The sequence below is a fragment of the Pseudoalteromonas sp. XMcav11-Q genome (assembly GCF_040104525.1).
Classification (GTDB): Bacteria; Pseudomonadota; Gammaproteobacteria; order Enterobacterales; family Alteromonadaceae; genus Pseudoalteromonas.
In genome coordinates this window covers 211670-227945 of record NZ_JBECOX010000006.1, presented here as the reverse complement: position 1 = coordinate 227945, position 16276 = coordinate 211670, and the positions used below count along the sequence as shown (strand labels likewise).

The following is a 16276-nucleotide window of genomic DNA, read 5'->3' as shown; positions in this document are numbered from 1 at the left end:
CCGATATGGCCAATACGTTTGTTTGGGCGCAAATTTGTATTGTTTAGGTAACCGGCACAGTTTCGACCGCTGTGTTATGGTTCTGTTATCGGTAAAGGTGGTTTTTTGGAACTTATATACTATTAAGTTTAAAGGACAATTGTCCGCTTTTTTGTGTTTTTTGTTGCTAAATGTTGTAAACTGTCAGCTAACGTCGCTGAAAGTTGCAAAAAAATTGATTTTTTAGTTCGGTTTATAAAGCAAAGTAGAAATTACCTGCTATAATTACCGCCGTCTCGTTCAGCCTTACAAAGTTGTATCGCACTCTCGACTGTAAGGTCCGCGTTATTATATTCAAATCGCGAAAAATTGAACGTTCACGCCTAAGTGAAACGGCGCCCAAATTTTAAACCGTTGAACAAAGAGTGCACTAAAAGGTCGAAAACCAACATGAAAGCAATGAAAAGATCTACGTTAGCTACCCTTATTAATGCTACGTTGTTCTCTGCTGTGGCAGGTACTTCATTTTCTGCACTTGCTGAAGAAGAGCAAGCCAAAAAAAATCAACTAGAAGTTATTCAAATTACCGCACGTAAACGTGTTGAAAACGCACAAGAAGTACCTGTGTCTGTTTCAGCGCTCCAAGGTGATAACTTGAATGCTTACAGCTCAGCGGGTATGGACATTCGCTTTATGAATGCGAAGATCCCAAGTTTATCGGTAGAATCTTCGTTTGGTCGTACTTTCCCACGTTTTTACGTACGTGGATTAGGTAACACAGACTTCGATCTAAATGCTTCTCAACCTGTATCTTTGGTTGTTGATGAAGTGGTTCAAGAAAACCCTATTCTAAAAGGCTTCCCTGTATTCGATATTGCACGTATTGAAGTATTACGTGGTCCTCAGGGCACGCTATTTGGTCGCAATACGCCAGCAGGTCTTGTTAAATTTGACACAGTTAGACCAAGCCAAGAGTTTGATGGCTATGCTGCTGTTTCTTATGGTAGCCGCGGTGCGGTAGACTTTGAAGGCGCAGTAGGCGGCTCAGTAACTGACCGTGTATCAACGCGTATTTCTGCATTGTGGCAGGAACAAGAAGACTATATCGATGTAAAAGCGCCAGGCTTCGAAAAAGAAGATTCTCTAGGTGGTTACAGCGAGCAAGCCGTTCGTGTTCAATTCCTATATGAAGGCGATGATTTTAACGGCCTACTTAACTACCACTACCGTGATTTAGATGGTCGTCCAATTGCATTTCGCGCAAATTTAATTGAAGCTGGCACAAACAACATTAACCCATTGTATGACAACGATGTGGTATATCACGATGCAGCCTCTCGCTCAACGCAACAGGTTGAAACTCAAGGTTTGAGTCTAAAGCTTGAGTGGGATTTACCTGAGCATACTGTAACGTCAATTACTGCTTGGGAAAGTGCTGAAATCTATTCTCGTGCAGACGTTGACGGTGGTTACGGCCCAAATAATGCTGGCGTTTCAGGTCCTGGCTTGATTATTTTCACTTCTGAAACAGCTGATGTTATTCCTGAGCACAACCAGTATACGCAAGAACTTCGTTTATCAAGCAACTTTTCAGGCGACTATAACTATCAGGTAGGTCTCTTCTTATTTGAAGAAGATCTCATGATTGAAAGCTATAGCTTCGATACGAATGGCTATGATGCCGCGTATGCCCAGTATGGCGTGCAAAACGGTTACGCTTACCAAGATCAAGATACATCAGCATGGGCGGTATTCGGCTCTTTTGATTACACCGTATCTGATGACTTAAAAGTAACAGCTGGTTTGCGTTATTCTGACGATGAGAAAGAGTTTTACGCTAAACGTACTAAAAACCCAACACCTTGGAATGGCTCTCCTGATGTACTTGATGGTACCGCTAACCCAAGCGATAGCCATGTAAGCTGGGATTTAAGTGCCACTTACAAGCTAACTGATGACGTAAACTTGTTTGGTCGTCTTGCTAACGGCTTCCGTGCTCCAAGTGTTCAAGGCCGTATTTTGTTCGGTGATGAAGTAACTGTTGCTAAGTCAGAAACTACCAACTCGATTGAAGCTGGTATTAAGTCAGACGTACTTGATGGCCAAGGTCGTGTAAACGCGACGGTATTCTACTATCAGATGGACGACCAACAGCTAACGGCTGTAGGTGGCGGCTCAAACTTCAACCGCTTAGTGAATGCTGATAAAACAACAGGTTATGGTTTCGAACTTGATACAGAGTGGGTGTTAACGGATGAGCTAAATGCAACGTTTAACCTAAGCTACAACAAAACTGAGCTTGAAGATAAAAACCTTGCAGTTCAGGTTTGTGCTCAATGTACCGTCACAAACACAGTTAACGGTCAGGGCCTAGCAGTACTTGATGGTAACAGCCTACCTCACGCTCCTGAGTGGATTGCAAACGCAACACTTCGCTACACCAAAGAGTTAGAAGATGGCGAGTTCTTTGTATATGGTGATATGTCTTACCGTAGTGAAGTAGACTTCTTCTTATACAAATCAGTAGAATTTGAAGGCGAAGCGTTGTTTGAAACAGGTCTTCGTGCTGGTTATATGTGGTCTGAAGGCGATAACGAATATGAAGTATCTGCTTTTGTTCGTAATCTATTTGACGAGCAAGTGGTTATCGGTGGTGTAGATTTCAATAACAACACCGGTATGCTAAATGAAGCGCGCTTCATTGGTGCTGAATTCAAGGTGAAATTCTTCTAATTCACGCTACAGTGATTATAATAGAGTATCTAAAGCCCGCATTAAGCGGGCTTTTTAATGAAATTTTTATGTTAGGAGTGGATATGTCAGGTTTTTGGAATTATCGAGTGATATATTGTGAAGCAACAAAAGACGAAGCGGCTTTATATCAAATCCATGAAGTGGAATATAACTTAAATGGTAAGGTAACGAATTGGTCTGAAACGGGGGCTGCACCCTTTGGTCGTTCGATGGAAGAGTTGCAAGCGGACGCTGATAGACTGAAGTCAGCTTTCGATAAGCCAGTTCTAAAAGTGATTAGACAGCCACGAGGCTATACATTAGTTGAAGTTGATAGCGGTGAAGAAGCCACAGCTGAGCCACCAGCAGGGATCAATGGTTAATTAATACAACCAATTTAAGGAGTGTAAATGCGTTTTCAGGCAGTTTTATTTGATTTTGACGGTACATTAGTTGACTCAGAAGCACTCCATTACCAAAGTTGGATGAAGGTGTTAGCCCCGTATCAGATTACTTATACGGAGCATGACTTTTGTGATGAGTTTTCGGGTGTACCAACGCTTAAAGCCGCGCATATACTCAAAGAAAGACACCAACTTGCGCCTTCTGCCCGCGATTTATGTGATGAAAAAAATGTCGTCTTTGTCGCAACCGCTGCGGAAGTACTCCCTAGATTGATGCATTTTGCAAAGCAAGTCGTTGAATTAACCTCAATGCGTTGTCCAATCGCACTCGTGACAGGAAGTAGCAAAGCGGAAGCGCTTCCTGTTTTACAACACTATCGGTTATTAGAGTTATTTTCTGTCATTGTGTGCAAAGACGATGTCGAACAGCCGAAGCCTCATCCAGAACCTTATCGCAAGGCGCTCGCTGCGCTAAACATTGCGCCACACGAAGCGGTGGCAATAGAAGACACCTGCACAGGACTAACCTCCGCCAAGGAAGCTGGGTTAACTGCGGTTGTCGTACCAAATATACACTCTAATAAACAAGATTTAAGTCTTGCCGATCATTCATTTATCGATCTCGAAGCGGTTTTTGACTGGCTTTGCCCTGAAAGGTAATAGCAATTGGTATAAACAGGGACTGTTAGTCAAAGCTATTCGATTTTACAAACGTCGATTCTTATGCAATCTTTAAGCATGAAATTTGTTAATTTTTGATATCAGTGACTCTAAACGGCTCAAGAGTATGCCAATCGGTATTAGTACAGGGCACTGGTCTTAACTATCCACTGCAAAGGATTATGCTATGCGATATGTACCATTCTTGTTCTGTCTATTATTAGGTTTTTCCAATCTCCTTTATGGAAATGAAACCCACACAAAAATCCAGCTCGCTTCGGTATATCAAGGCGACGAAGATATTTCTAATTATCTTGTTAGTGAAAAATTCGATGGTGTTAGGGCCATTTGGGATGGCTCAAAACTGCGTACGCGTGGCGGTCACTTAATTAAGGCGCCAGACTGGTTTACGCAAGGGCTACCTGATACATGGTTAGACGGTGAGTTGTGGGCTGGGTACAATAACTTCGCTTTTGTGAGCGCGATAGCAAGACGCCATTCGCCTAATAATGAACACTGGCGTCAAGTGACTTATTATGTATTTGATGCGCCAAATTCTACAGAAATATTCTCTCAGCGTCATGAGCGTTACTTAAGCCTACTAAGCCATATTGAGTTATCACACATTAAACCCGTCAAGCAGCTATCATTTGGCTCCGTTGATGAGCTAAACGACTATTATCATGGTGTCTTAAAGCGAGGCGGTGAAGGGGTTATTTTGCATGCTAAAAATGCAAAGCACGAAGATGGAAGAACAACCAACGTATTAAAATACAAGCCGTACCTTGATGACGAAGCCATCGTGATTAAGCATTTACCCGGTAAGGGAAAGTACCAAGGGATGATGGGATCGCTATTGGTGAGAGATGAACAAGGTATGGAGTTTAAAGTTGGGTCGGGGTTTAGCGACGAAGAGCGCGCATCACCACCACCGATTGGTAGCCAAATTACCTATCGATATCAAGGATATACTAAGTTTGGTAAACCGCGTTTCGCGCGATTTTTAAGAGTAAGGCCAAAATTATAGAATGGCACTACTGCTGCAAAGAAAACTTAGGGATTTTTAGACGCTAGCGAGCACTACGGCTCGCTATCAAAAGTGCAATGGAGTTATTCTGCACGGCCCATGAACTTAGATTCAGCAGTGTTGATCTTAATTTTGTCACCGCTTGAAATATGCTCAGGAACTTGAACAACAAGGCCTGTCGTTAATGTCGCTGGCTTTGTTCTCGCGCTAGCAGATGCGCCCTTGATTGAAGGAGAGGTATCTTCAATGACAAGCTCTACGCTGGAAGGCAAGTCGATAGAAACAGGCATGCCTTGAACTACGACGATAGATAAACCTTTAGTTGATTCATCGATAAATAGCAATTGCTCAGCAATAGACTCTTTATTTAGGTGGTATGGCGTGTAATCTTCATCATCCATAAACACATATTCATCACCATCTACATATGAAAGCATTGCAGGGCGGCGGTTAAGATCTGCAAGTGTCAGCATCTCTTCCGCTTTAAAAGTTTCATCTACTTTAGAGTTATCTACTACATCGTACATACGCATACGGTATAGGCTACCACCAGCGCGACCTTGTGGTACTGAGCGCTCAATGTCACGAACAATCATTACGCGGCCGTTATACTCGATCGCGGCATGTTTTTTTATTTCACTTGCCTTTGGCATAGCTTAATTCCTAATACAAATAAAGTTGGCACAATATAATCATTTTTCGGCTTTTTGGCGAGTTTCAAAACTCATTCTAAGCTTTAAATACCGTATAAAGTCGTCATTTCTGAGTACTTGATCCCAAAGTGCTGGTCAAACCAACGGTTGATATAATCATGCTCGGGCTCAAGCTTGGCACAGCGTAGAATATTTTCACCTTTATTGGTGCCAAGTGCCTGTCCACAGTAATTTTGCTTCCAAGTCAGCGTAAGATCTTGAGAGAACTTTTTGAGTAATTCGTCAAAGGTCTTTTCTGTTATCTGTGAAAGATTAAGAAAGTCGGGAGACAGCGGGGTGATATCAAGTTGCTCAAAATCAGCCTGATGTGCACGTGTTTTATTATGCTTACTATCGCTTGCACTGCCTTTGATATAACGATGGGCTAAACTCGCCTCATAATTAACATTGATATCAAATTTCTCATCATAGATGGTCACCGGATAAGTAAATTCTCGTGTGACTTCGACAGTGTGTGTGTTATCTGAATTATTTGGGTCTGGTCGTTCAACTTCCTGCTGATAATGCTTACGCTGAATATATTGGTTGCTATTGCGGTAATAGTCCGCATCAACGTATAGTTCTAATGAAAGCTGTTTACTGCCTTCGCTATCAAACCAGAGGCTATTATTAAATGCCGTATTTAGGCTTGAGATAAATGCACTGTATTGTCCTCTGATTGAGTTGCCAAAGCGCAAGCCAATATCAACACGATCTCTTATGTTCATTGCAAAATAACGACTTTTATCTTGGTTATCTACACGTAAACGTTTTGGAGTTTGCCACGCTAAACAGTATTTTTCCGTAAAACTTTTTAAATAGAAGCGCTGTCCGCTGACTTGTCCTGCAATTTCATCACACTTTTTCTGCGCTTGCGTTCTTAGCGTGTCATAGTGGGTGCTCATGGCGCTTGCTAATTGCGCATTGCTGATCAGATGGCGATAATTATGTTCAAACAGCTTAAACTTGTCGGGATAGGGCGTGTTTGATAGCGAGCGGGCTTCGTCGAGTAGCCATTGCCTCACGTAATCCAGCTCTTCTCTTTGAGTATTTGCCATTGCGCCATTCGGTTTCATTTGCCATTGAGCTTGGTTTTTTACGATTTCTTCTAGCCTAGTTGCAGCTGCGGTGTAGTTATTTGCCAAACGCAGCATACGGACATCGATAAGACCTTTATCTATAAGCTTATCTCGCGCCAGTGTTAAACCTTGTTTCGCTTCAAGATCCTCAGGGTCTTCCGCGAGTGCTTGTGAATAGTATTCAGCAGCTTGGCGGTACATTCCTGCTTCGTAAAGTTTATTACCTTTATAAACCAGCGATTTACAGCCGCTAATAGCAGCCAATATAGCAATGATGATGGCGGTTTTCTTGATCATAATATCATTCCATTCGCGCAAAAAGTTCCATAAGCACAGTTATTGATTTTAGTATCCATTCGCTTCAATTACAGGCGCACCCGTTCCAAAGCTTTTAACTGGCTTATAATACAGGGTTCTGGCGAAATCTACATCACTGAATTGTTAAGATTTTGTTTTGGGAGGTATTGAATCATTATGCTCAACGTAGCCTAAAAGTTCAGCTGCTTAAGTAAGAACCAAGCTCACAAACTACAGCATTTTCCCTTCATCACACCCGAAAAACATAACAGCTCGGCGGGTGAACCACCTCCCACAAAGCTGTCTGCAATGCTAATTAGGAGGCTATGCTGATAGTTTTTGTAACCCTTGCAAACAGCTTCACCGTAAAAATCGTAGACGATCTCACAAGCAACTTATTCCCCCCCTCCATCACACCCGAAAAGCATAAGCCGATATGCAATGTGCCGACAGGATGTCGGCCAAGTCTTGTCAGGCACAAGGACGTGCCTTACAAGACGGTTGCACTATATCGGCTTAGGATTTGAGGATTAAGTGTGATGTTGGGGCGACGTTTTCTTGGTTCGCTCGATCGCGTCGTTTCAAAAGAATGAACGAGGAGCGCATGGATGCGCTTTGATATAAGCCAAGGAGGGGGGCTTGATTAGGGCTGCTGTGTAAAATCAATTAGTTAACCTGCTTAATTGCTCAGGCTAACAGCCTCTGTACATGTAAAAAATATAATTGCTTATCTAGCCAAATTTAGGTGTAATGAATACACAATAAACGCTGGGCGATGCCTGGAAAGCTTAACACAATAATAGCTAAACTGAGTAGACTAGCTAAGTGAGCTAAAGCCTCTAAAAAGCCTATTTTTTCTAAGTAAGTCCATAGCATAAATAACACCAACTCTGACACATCGAGCGGGTAGCACTCAGTCCAACAAGCGATTATGCAACACAAACTGTGTGTCGCATAAATACTAAAATGTTATTCGACTTAAAATTTGCGCAATGGAGGTTCAAGTTAATGCAGTTAATCGTTGGTACTGATTCGACATGGTCTTTGAGAGCCTGGATATGTGGTCAAATCGCAAATGTCGATTTTGACGTAAATGTGATTGACTTAGCCAAGACAGACTATTGTGATTCGTTGGGTAAGGTTTCTGATACGGGATTAGTTCCTCTACTAATCGACGAAGACTTGAAGGTTCATGACTCGCTTGCTATTGCTGAGTATTTTAATGAACTGTCAGAAGGTACACTATACCCCAAAGCTCGTACTGAAAGGGCTGTTGCAAGGAGTCTCTGCTCAGAGCTACATTCTGGGTTTGTTAACCTCAGAAATGCCTGTCCTTTCACTTTAGTTTCAGTGGCTCCCCTGCAAAATATTGGTGATGCTTTCAATCGCGAGTTAGGAAGAGTCGAAGAGATTTTTGGTTCAGCCAAACTTCCGTTTATGTTTGAATCTGCCAGTGCTGTAGATGCATTTTATTCAATCCTAGCGTTTAGGTTGAAAAGTTACGGAATTACATTTAACGGTAAGGCGGGAGAGTATCAAGCGAGCATGTTGAGTTGGCCAGTGTTAGAAAAAGCGATCCAGTCGGCGAAAGTCTGGAAAGGCGCATAACAAACACATATAGGGGCGTTACGCCGTAATCTCTTATTGCGATCTCATCGCTGCCTAAATCAGTCGATACAACTTATCGTTTAGGGCCACTAGACATTCATCGGTTAACCTTAATCTTGCACTACTCAAGGGGATGGCTTATTCGTCCAGTTTAGTTAAAGGCTCAGCTAAGGTGTAAACGATTCAATTCATTGCTAAATAAATGCGCACCAGTGGGGTGTCTAATCAAGGCCAAAGAGCTTATTACTTCGACAACACTTACCTGTAAAATTCAGCTATTACTGACACAAACACAAATAATGCATGGTTTTTCGTGCTTCTCTAGTTAGGTGTAGAGCTCACCCCATTGTACGACTTAGCTTTTTAAAAAACGTTCATCGTCGAATACCGTTTTGTTCTTAAGCATAAAATAAACTAACACGATTCTTTTCTGATACACAGACAACCGGGTTTGATTAAATCTGATTAATCAAACCCGGAAGATAAAGCTAACCCCTGTTAAACCAAGAATTAAACCAAGGCAAGGTTATGGTGCTAGTTTGTCTTGGGTGCTGGTATCAAAGTCGCTGGCGTCGTGCCTTTCATGAAGCTGCTCATGAGGTTCTCCCCATGTTTTATTTACCATTTTTCCACGTTTGACCGCTTCTCTTGAGGCGATGAGTCCAGCCCAGCGGATCACGTGTTCATAGCCATTGACGTCTAAAAACTCTGCCGCATCGTATAGGTGCCCTTGGGCTAGCACGCCATACCACGGCCAGATTGCCATATCAGCGATAGTGTATTCATCGCCACAAATATATTCTCTTGTGGCTAAATGTTGATTTAGTAAGTCCAGTTGGCGCTTCACCTCCATCGTGTAGCGGTTGATTGGATACTCGTAGTGCTCGGGTGCGTAGGCATAGAAGTGACCAAATCCACCACCAAGTAGTGGCGCAGCCCCCATTTGCCAAAATAACCAGTTGAGGCACTCTGTGCGTTTTGTAGGATCTTGAGGAATGAACTTTTGAAACTTTTCAGCTAAATAAAGCAAAATTGAGCCAGATTCAAAGATTTTGGTAGGTTCCTTGGTGCTGGTATCTAATAACGCGGGGATCTTAGAATTTGGATTAAGTGCAACAAACCCTGAGCTAAATTGTTCACCTTCCATGATATTAATTAAAAAGGCATCATATTCTGCTTCTTTTACCCCGGCAGCTAAAAGCTCTTCTAGCAAGATAGTCACTTTCACGCCGTTTGGGGTCGCGAGGGAGTAGAGTTGTAACGGGTGTTTGCCTTGCGGTAGGGACTTTTCGAATCTTGCGCCTGCAGTAGGGCGGTTGATATTCGCGAATTTACTACCATCGCCACTTTGCCATGGCCACTGCCAAACTTTAGGTGGTGTATAACCCGATGTACTCATTTCATGAACTCCTTCTGTGACTGTCCAAATCCATTATAGAGTGTAGAAGTGAAATGGAAATGAACAAATTTCTGTGGTCACAGGTTTACCCGTTTTATCCAGATCTTAAGAGAGGGATCCGAACAAGTTATCAACAAAAGATGGGGGAGAGTAGTAGAATAAAAAATGCCGATCAAAAGACCGGCATTCTTGAATTGGTTGGGAGTTAAAACACAACAGTTTGTGTTGCTGAACAGGCCGCAGTGCTACCTTGTTCGCACACTTGGTAGCCGTATGTACCGCCGCCTTTAACGCTGATGCTGTCTGTATGACTATTATCATTGCTAGTTGTGACAATTTTACTACCGTTACGATAAATAATGCTTAAGCTGCACTGTGAAGCTGGTGGCGATGCTTCGTAGCCAGCAGCAGTAAGAAAGGTAATGCGAGTAGTAAGTGCAACGCGAGTTGCATCGGGGCATCCAATGCCAGTGGTTGCGTCATGGTTGCAAGTACCCCCGCGCCACTCATCTGTAATACCCCAATCAACGCTGAAGCCGTCCCAGCTTGTTTCGCAAACCCAGATAACGCTTTACCTGCCGCTGCTCCAATCGTAAATGCAAAGCCGACTGACGCCATATACATAGGCAGTACAAAATGCGCTATTTTAGTTTGTGGCAAAGCCAGTAACAACAGGCCACTAAAGCTAAAAACGGCGAGGCCAAAGGTGAGCGACTTCTGGCTATTGCGCTTGATGAAGTGGGGCGCAATGAAACTTGCGACAATACTCAGCGCTGCATTGCCAGTAAACCAAAACGTGAAGTCGGAAACACTGCCACCCATTTTTGCCATGATCCACCCCGGAGCTGAAATCACAAATACCAGCATGGCAGCCATACCAAGCATCGCTAAGGCGGCATTGTAAATGAAAGTCGTGCTACTGAGCATCGGCTTAAAACGTCTCAAATCTAGGATATGACCGCTGTAATGTGTATCTTCGGGGCGAGTCTCTTTATAGATAAGAGAAACCAAGATGAGACCAACAATAGCAAAACCAAACAAAAAGCTAAAATTACTCTGCCAGCCAAATTCGACAGTGAGCCACGCACCTAAAAGAGGCGCTAACGCTGGGATAAAACATACAATACCGTTGAGGTAAGTGATCATTTGGCCACTGCCTTTGTGTCCAAAGCTATCACGAACGATAGCAAAAGCGCTGACGAATGTGGCACAAGCGCCTAGGCCTTGTAACACTCGAGCTACCATCATGAGTGGCCAAGTGGAGACTGTGCTTGCCATCACTGCGCCAAGCGCAAATAAAATTATTCCAACCAGTGCAACCGGCTTACGGCCATATTTATCCGCAAGCGGACCTGCTATCAATTGTCCAAGACCCACAGCTAACATATAAATACTCACGGTTTGCTGAATTTGACTTTCTGATACTTGAAGGCTGGACTGCATGTCCACAAACGCAGGTAGATAGAGATCGATACCTAAAGGGCAAAAGATAACAAGTAAAGCGAGAATAAAAATCAGTGCTTTTGAATTTGATTGGGTCATGGCGTCTCCTTTTGGTCGTTATTGTATTGTGGAGAATGAGAAAAGACAGGACAAAGCGCCGATTTAGCAAATTTTTAAGATATTTTATTCGCTGAGAATTGCAGACGGTTGATTAACTGGTCAGATGTGTTAATTTTAAGCAAAATCATTTTAGAAAAATCTTATGTCTGCACCACTTTTAAAAATTTATAAAAGGATGAGTTGGTTGCCATTTGGTAAATGGATGTTCAGTAAGGCGGTATGTCGTAAGGCACCTTACTTTGGCACCATTAAGCCTAAAATCACACAATTGAAGCCCGGCGTTTGTAGGGCCACAATTCGTAACCGTAAAGCCATTCATAACCACATAGGTACGGTTCACGCTATTGCTCAGTGTAATCTTGCGGAGTTATGTGCTGGAGTCATGACAGACGCAACCATCGACCATAAAACCCATCGCTGGATCCCAAAGGGGATGTCAGTGCAATATTTAGCTAAAGCTGAGACCGATCTGCATGCCGTGGCGCAAATAGAATACCCGCGAGCATGGCAAGATAAAGAAGAGTTAGTTGTACCGGTGGAAGTTTTTAATACTGCGGGAGAGAAAGTGTTTCACGCCGACATTAACATGTATATCAGCGCGAAAAGATCTTAATTGTTTATGGTTTGATCACCGGTAGAGTCAATTGCCGTGACGTTATTGGTTCGCTCGTTACGGTGCGTCAGTTTACCATCGACATGCGCACCAGCTTCAATCGTTAAGGTCTCGTGTTCGATATTGCCAAACACTTGAGCGCTAGGAAGCAGCGTGACTTGTTTGGCATGAATATCACCTTCCACTTTGCCTAATATCGTCAGTTCATTGGCTTGGATATTACCTTGTACTAAACCTTTATTGCCGATGATTAGTTTTTCGATGTCGAGGTTACCATGGACGGTACCATCTAATTGCAGCTCACCTTCACAGACAATATCGCCCGTGACTTTAGTGCTTTGAGCAATAATGGCTGGGACGTCGTTTCGTTGGTTTTTAAAAGAATTAAACACGAATGCCTCACTATCGCAGCGTAATTGCAATTAGATGTTACTTATTGAATGCACGAGCGATTTTAATTGGGTTTAGGTGTTTTTTACCTTGAATCACTTCATAGTGCAAGTGCGTCGCTGTACTTCTTCCTGTGCTACCCATTAGTGCAATTACGTCACCTTTATTGATTTGCTGGCCTTTTTTTACCTTGATGGTGTGAAGGTGGCCGTAGCGTGTGGTGATGTCATTGGCGTGCTCAATTTCAATAAAGTTGCCATAGCCGCCATTTTTCCCAGCTCGTTTAACAGTACCAGAAGCGGGGGCTACTATCTGTGTTTTGTGCCAACCTGCGAGATCGATACCTTTATGATAGGCACGGCGGCCAGTGATTGGGTCTTTACGAAAACCAAAAGCACTAGAGACATAATATTTTTCCTGAGCGACAGGCAATGTATCTGGCAGTTGGCCAATCATAGTCGATAACTGCGCATAAACTGCGTATTGGTCAATGGCATTAATAAAGCTGGCTTCTACCAATTCTAAGTCGGCTTGGAAGTAGGGGCCACCTTGCGCTTCTGAGAAGTCAGATGATAGTTGTAATCCCGCACTGTCGATGGACTCTTGCATCGCTGCAATGTCAGCGCCGAACGATTGCCCAAGTTGTTCGCTGAGCTGACGTTGTTGAATGAGTAGGAGACTGGCTTGTGGAGCAAATTCGGTTGTGGTGCTTGGTTGTGAGCTACCAAGGTCTGTCGGTGTTTCTTCTAACTCGCCTTCCACCGCGCTGTTATCAGTTGTTTGAGTCGAGTCAACCAATGACTCAAGCACACTGTGCTGCTGTGACAGTTGGTCAAGCATGCCTTTTTGCTGTGCTAATTGCGCTTGAAGCTGTGATTTTTCTGTTTGCCACTTGGCTTGCAGCTGCGCTAAGTTTTGTTGCTCTTTAGTAAGCTTGTCACCGTTTTCTTGTAATTTGAGTGAGGCATTGGCTATCCACATAGCGACAGCGAGCAAAATCAAAATCGAGCAAGCTTGAACCCAAGATGGTAATTTTAACATCTTGACAGTTGCGTCTTGACGAACAATTAATTGAGTCGGCTTAAACAGCTTTAGATATAGGCGCTTGAGTACTTGCAACATTCAACCTCAGATTTAAATCAGCGCTACACTCTAACAATTTTTAGTCAAATTTCCAGTTTTTAGAACTAAAAAAAGGCATGAAATCATCATGCCTTTGATTTAAAAGTAAATAAAATTGCGATTAACTCACGAATAATTGCGATTATTTTGCTGGAAGTACAGTGCCTTCAACACAGCCAAAACCGATACGGTTATAGCCTTGGGCTTCACACCAACCGCGCATAATCACTTTATCGCCATCTTCTAGGAACTTACGCTCTTCGCCGTTTGCAAGCGTGATAGTTTCTTTGCCGCCGCGTGATAGTTCGAGTAATGAACCCGCTTCTACATGCTCAGGACCAGACTGCGTGCCTGAGCCTAACATATCGCCTGGTAGGAAGTTACAGCCGTTCACTGTGTGGTGTGTAACCATTTGCGCAACCGTCCAATAGCTGTGCTTGAAGCTGGATTCAGACAGTTTGCTTGGTTTAGCGCCTTCACTACGCATTTTTTCAGTCTCTAGTAAGACATCCATGCGAATATCAATAGCACCAGACTCGCGGTTTTGCGTTGATTCTAAGTATTCTAGCGGTTGTGGATCGTTTTCATCACGGTGCCATTGAGTACGGTATGGTGCGAGTGCTTCTGTGGTTACAACCCAAGGAGAAACCGTTGACGCAAAGTTTTTCGCAAGGAATGGACCTAATGGTTGATATTCCCAAGCTTGCAAGTCACGTGCAGACCAGTCATTGAATAAACAAAAACCAAAAACGTGATCTTCAGCGTCTTTAATTGCGATAGAGTCGCCAAGTTCATTACCTTTACCTAGGTAAATACCTAGCTCTAATTCGTAGTCTAGACGCTTACAAGGGCCGAATGACGGCGTATCTGCATCTGGTGCTTTGGTCTGGCCTTTAGGGCGAGGGAACGTTTGACCTGAAACACCAATAGACGATGCTCGGCCATGATAACCGATTGGAACCCACTTGTAGTTTGGTAGCAGTGGGTTATCAGGACGGAACAGGCTACCTACCGCTGTTGCATGGTAGATTGAGGTATAAAAGTCAGTGTAATCGCCAATGTGGCAAGGTAGAGCGTATTCTACGTCATCCTGTGCAACCAATGCACCTTCAAGGCTTGATTGCAGTTCAGAACCTTCACGTAATGCGCGAGACAGGGCAAGTCGAAGTGCTGACCAGTACTGCTGGCCCATACCCATAAATTCATTTAATGCTGGGGCATTTGCAGCTTCGGCGGCCTCAGCAGCGTCACCTGTAAATAGGTTAGCGTCAACAACAGCGGCAAGGTCTAGTACTTGATCGCCAATCGCAACACCGCCGCGAAACTCTTCATTACTGTTCTTACGACGAAATACTGCAAAAGGTAAGTTTTGAATAGGGAAATCAGTTCCAGTCGCATTCGCACTAGCTACCCAACTTGTTAATTGGATGTCGTGTGTTTCATTAATTTGAGACATTGCCTTTCCTTTAATTTTGGCTTTCAACTTGAGTTATGGTCAAAAGTGAAAAACTCAAGTCGTAATAGCAATTTGATAAACCACAAAAGGCAGCTATCGCTAGCTGCTTTTTTATTAATTTGATGTGTGTGTTTAGATTACACCACGGCGCTCTTGGTCGCGTTCAATTGACTCGAATAACGCTTGGAAGTTACCTTCACCAAAGCCGCCATCGTCAACACGTTGGATCATTTCGATGAAGATTGGGCCAAACAGGTTTTTAGTGAAGATCTGTAGTAGGTAACAGTCTTCGCTTTGGCTATCTACTAGGATTTGGTGCTGCTTGATCTTTTCTTTATCTTCTTTAACCCAAGGCACACGGTCAAAGATAGTGTCGTAGTAGTGATCTACGATATCTAAGGTAGCAATAGTGCTCTTGTCTAGTTTATCTAGTGAACTAACCAAGTCGTCAGTCAAAAATGCTAAATGCTGAACACCTGGACCATTGTACTCATCTAAGTACTCATCGATTTGGTTGTTGTTGTCGTCTTTACCTTCGTTGATTGGAATAGAGAAGGTGCCACATGGTGACTTAAGTGCATAAGAAAGCAGCGCCGTTTTTTGACCTTTGATGTCAAAGTAACGAACTTCAGTAAAGCCAAATACGTCTTTATAGAAGTTAGCCCAAGTTTCCATCGTCCCTTTGTAAACATTGTTTGTTAGGTGATCGATGCGCTTAAAGCCTTTGTCTTCAACAACCTTTTGCTCGTCTAGGTCAACGAAGTCTTGCTCGTAGATTGACCCTTTATCGCCAAAGTTTTCGATGAAATAGATAAGGCTATCGCCGATACCGTAAATCGCTGGGTATGGTAAGTCTTTGTGTGTTGAATCAGTCGCAGGTTTTGCACCACGCTCAACTGCGGTTTCAAACGCTTTTTGCGCATTTTCTACACGCCAGCCCATAGAACAAATAGCCGGGCCGTGACTTTTAGCAAACTGTGCTGAGAAGCCTTCACGCTCGTTATTCAACAAAAAGTGAATATCGTGCTGGTTGTAGTAAACGATATCTTTATCTTTAAATTTCTTTAGTTTTGAGAATCCAAAGTCAGTGAATACCTTATCCATGTAATCAGCGTCTGGTGTTGCATATTCTGTAAACTCGATGCCGACTAGGCCTAGTGGATTATTTACTTCACTCATTGTTTTACTCCCGTATTAAGCACTGGGTGACTTGTTAGTATTTATGACTGGATGATTAATCAAATTACTGCAAAG

The 16276-nt window shown here is 43.1% G+C and carries 15 protein-coding genes; 7 read left to right on the top strand and 8 right to left on the bottom strand.

The features are described from left to right. The first annotated feature begins 429 nt into the window (after window positions 1–429). The 4 genes from ABMY45_RS12200 to ABMY45_RS12185 all read left to right on the top strand — a co-directional run bounded on the left by ABMY45_RS12200 (window position 430) and on the right by ABMY45_RS12185 (window position 4803). The gene (locus tag ABMY45_RS12200) at window positions 430–2712 is read left to right on the top strand and encodes a TonB-dependent receptor (RefSeq protein ID WP_174169792.1); all 2283 of its coding nucleotides are present in this window, start codon (window positions 430–432) and stop codon (window positions 2710–2712) included. 83 nt (window positions 2713–2795) lie between these two features. After that, window positions 2796–3095, top strand: a complete 300-nt coding sequence (locus ABMY45_RS12195) for a hypothetical protein (protein ID WP_010606023.1) — start codon at window positions 2796–2798, stop codon at window positions 3093–3095. Between the two features lie 27 nt (window positions 3096–3122). Further along, window positions 3123–3776, top strand: a complete 654-nt coding sequence (locus tag ABMY45_RS12190; RefSeq protein WP_010606024.1) for an HAD family phosphatase — start codon at window positions 3123–3125, stop codon at window positions 3774–3776. A 187-nt stretch (window positions 3777–3963) separates the two neighbouring features. After that, window positions 3964–4803: a DNA ligase gene (locus ABMY45_RS12185; protein ID WP_174169793.1), complete on the top strand. Its 840-nt coding sequence runs from the start codon at window positions 3964–3966 to the stop codon at window positions 4801–4803. An 83-nt stretch (window positions 4804–4886) separates the two neighbouring features. Here ABMY45_RS12185 and yeiP read toward each other — a convergent pair whose 3' ends face one another. Together yeiP and ABMY45_RS12175 are read right to left on the bottom strand one after the other, a co-directional pair. Next, window positions 4887–5456 (bottom strand): elongation factor P-like protein YeiP, encoded by a 570-nt coding sequence (yeiP, locus tag ABMY45_RS12180; protein WP_010606026.1) that lies wholly within the window; start codon window positions 5454–5456, stop codon window positions 4887–4889. A gap of 83 nt (window positions 5457–5539) precedes the next feature. Beyond that, entirely contained in the window at window positions 5540–6871 is a 1332-nt protein-coding gene (locus ABMY45_RS12175) for a tetratricopeptide repeat protein (protein ID WP_206472160.1), read from the bottom strand. Between the two features lie 1008 nt (window positions 6872–7879). Here ABMY45_RS12175 and ABMY45_RS12170 point away from each other — a divergent pair. Then, a complete protein-coding gene (locus tag ABMY45_RS12170; protein ID WP_174169795.1) occupies window positions 7880–8479 on the top strand; it encodes a glutathione S-transferase N-terminal domain-containing protein in 600 nt (199 codons plus the stop codon). 526 nt (window positions 8480–9005) lie between these two features. Here the strand turns inward: ABMY45_RS12170 and yghU are convergent. Further along, window positions 9006–9878 (bottom strand): glutathione-dependent disulfide-bond oxidoreductase, encoded by an 873-nt coding sequence (gene yghU, locus ABMY45_RS12165; RefSeq protein ID WP_130163505.1) that lies wholly within the window; start codon window positions 9876–9878, stop codon window positions 9006–9008. A 59-nt stretch (window positions 9879–9937) separates the two neighbouring features. On the opposite strand from yghU, the gene ABMY45_RS12160 reads away from it, so the two are divergent. Then, entirely contained in the window at window positions 9938–10087 is a 150-nt protein-coding gene (locus ABMY45_RS12160; protein WP_158299128.1) for a hypothetical protein, read from the top strand. 154 nt (window positions 10088–10241) lie between these two features. On the opposite strand, the gene ABMY45_RS12155 is transcribed toward ABMY45_RS12160, so the two are convergent. Beyond that, window positions 10242–11420: a multidrug effflux MFS transporter gene (locus ABMY45_RS12155; RefSeq protein ID WP_102057410.1), complete on the bottom strand. Its 1179-nt coding sequence runs from the start codon at window positions 11418–11420 to the stop codon at window positions 10242–10244. A gap of 163 nt (window positions 11421–11583) precedes the next feature. On the opposite strand from ABMY45_RS12155, the gene ABMY45_RS12150 reads away from it, so the two are divergent. Continuing rightward, window positions 11584–12054, top strand: coding sequence for a hotdog fold domain-containing protein (locus ABMY45_RS12150; RefSeq protein ID WP_010606036.1), 471 nt, complete (start codon window positions 11584–11586; stop codon window positions 12052–12054). On the opposite strand, the gene ABMY45_RS12145 is transcribed toward ABMY45_RS12150, so the two are convergent. The 4 genes from ABMY45_RS12145 to hppD all read right to left on the bottom strand — a co-directional run bounded on the left by ABMY45_RS12145 (window position 12051) and on the right by hppD (window position 16201). Continuing rightward, window positions 12051–12446 carry a polymer-forming cytoskeletal protein gene (locus ABMY45_RS12145; protein WP_239421154.1) on the bottom strand — a complete coding sequence of 132 codons (396 nt, stop codon included), beginning with the start codon at window positions 12444–12446 and terminating at the stop codon, window positions 12051–12053. The two genes, ABMY45_RS12150 and ABMY45_RS12145, sit on opposite strands and share 4 nt — an antisense overlap. 37 nt (window positions 12447–12483) lie before the next feature. Next, window positions 12484–13566 (bottom strand): M23 family metallopeptidase, encoded by a 1083-nt coding sequence (locus ABMY45_RS12140; protein ID WP_349288924.1) that lies wholly within the window; start codon window positions 13564–13566, stop codon window positions 12484–12486. 142 nt (window positions 13567–13708) lie between these two features. Beyond that, window positions 13709–15022, bottom strand: a complete 1314-nt coding sequence (gene fahA / locus ABMY45_RS12135) for a fumarylacetoacetase (protein ID WP_349288923.1) — start codon at window positions 15020–15022, stop codon at window positions 13709–13711. 132 nt (window positions 15023–15154) lie between these two features. Then, window positions 15155–16201, bottom strand: coding sequence for a 4-hydroxyphenylpyruvate dioxygenase (gene hppD, locus ABMY45_RS12130; RefSeq protein WP_095726715.1), 1047 nt, complete (start codon window positions 16199–16201; stop codon window positions 15155–15157). Between the last annotated feature and the right edge of the window lie 75 nt (window positions 16202–16276).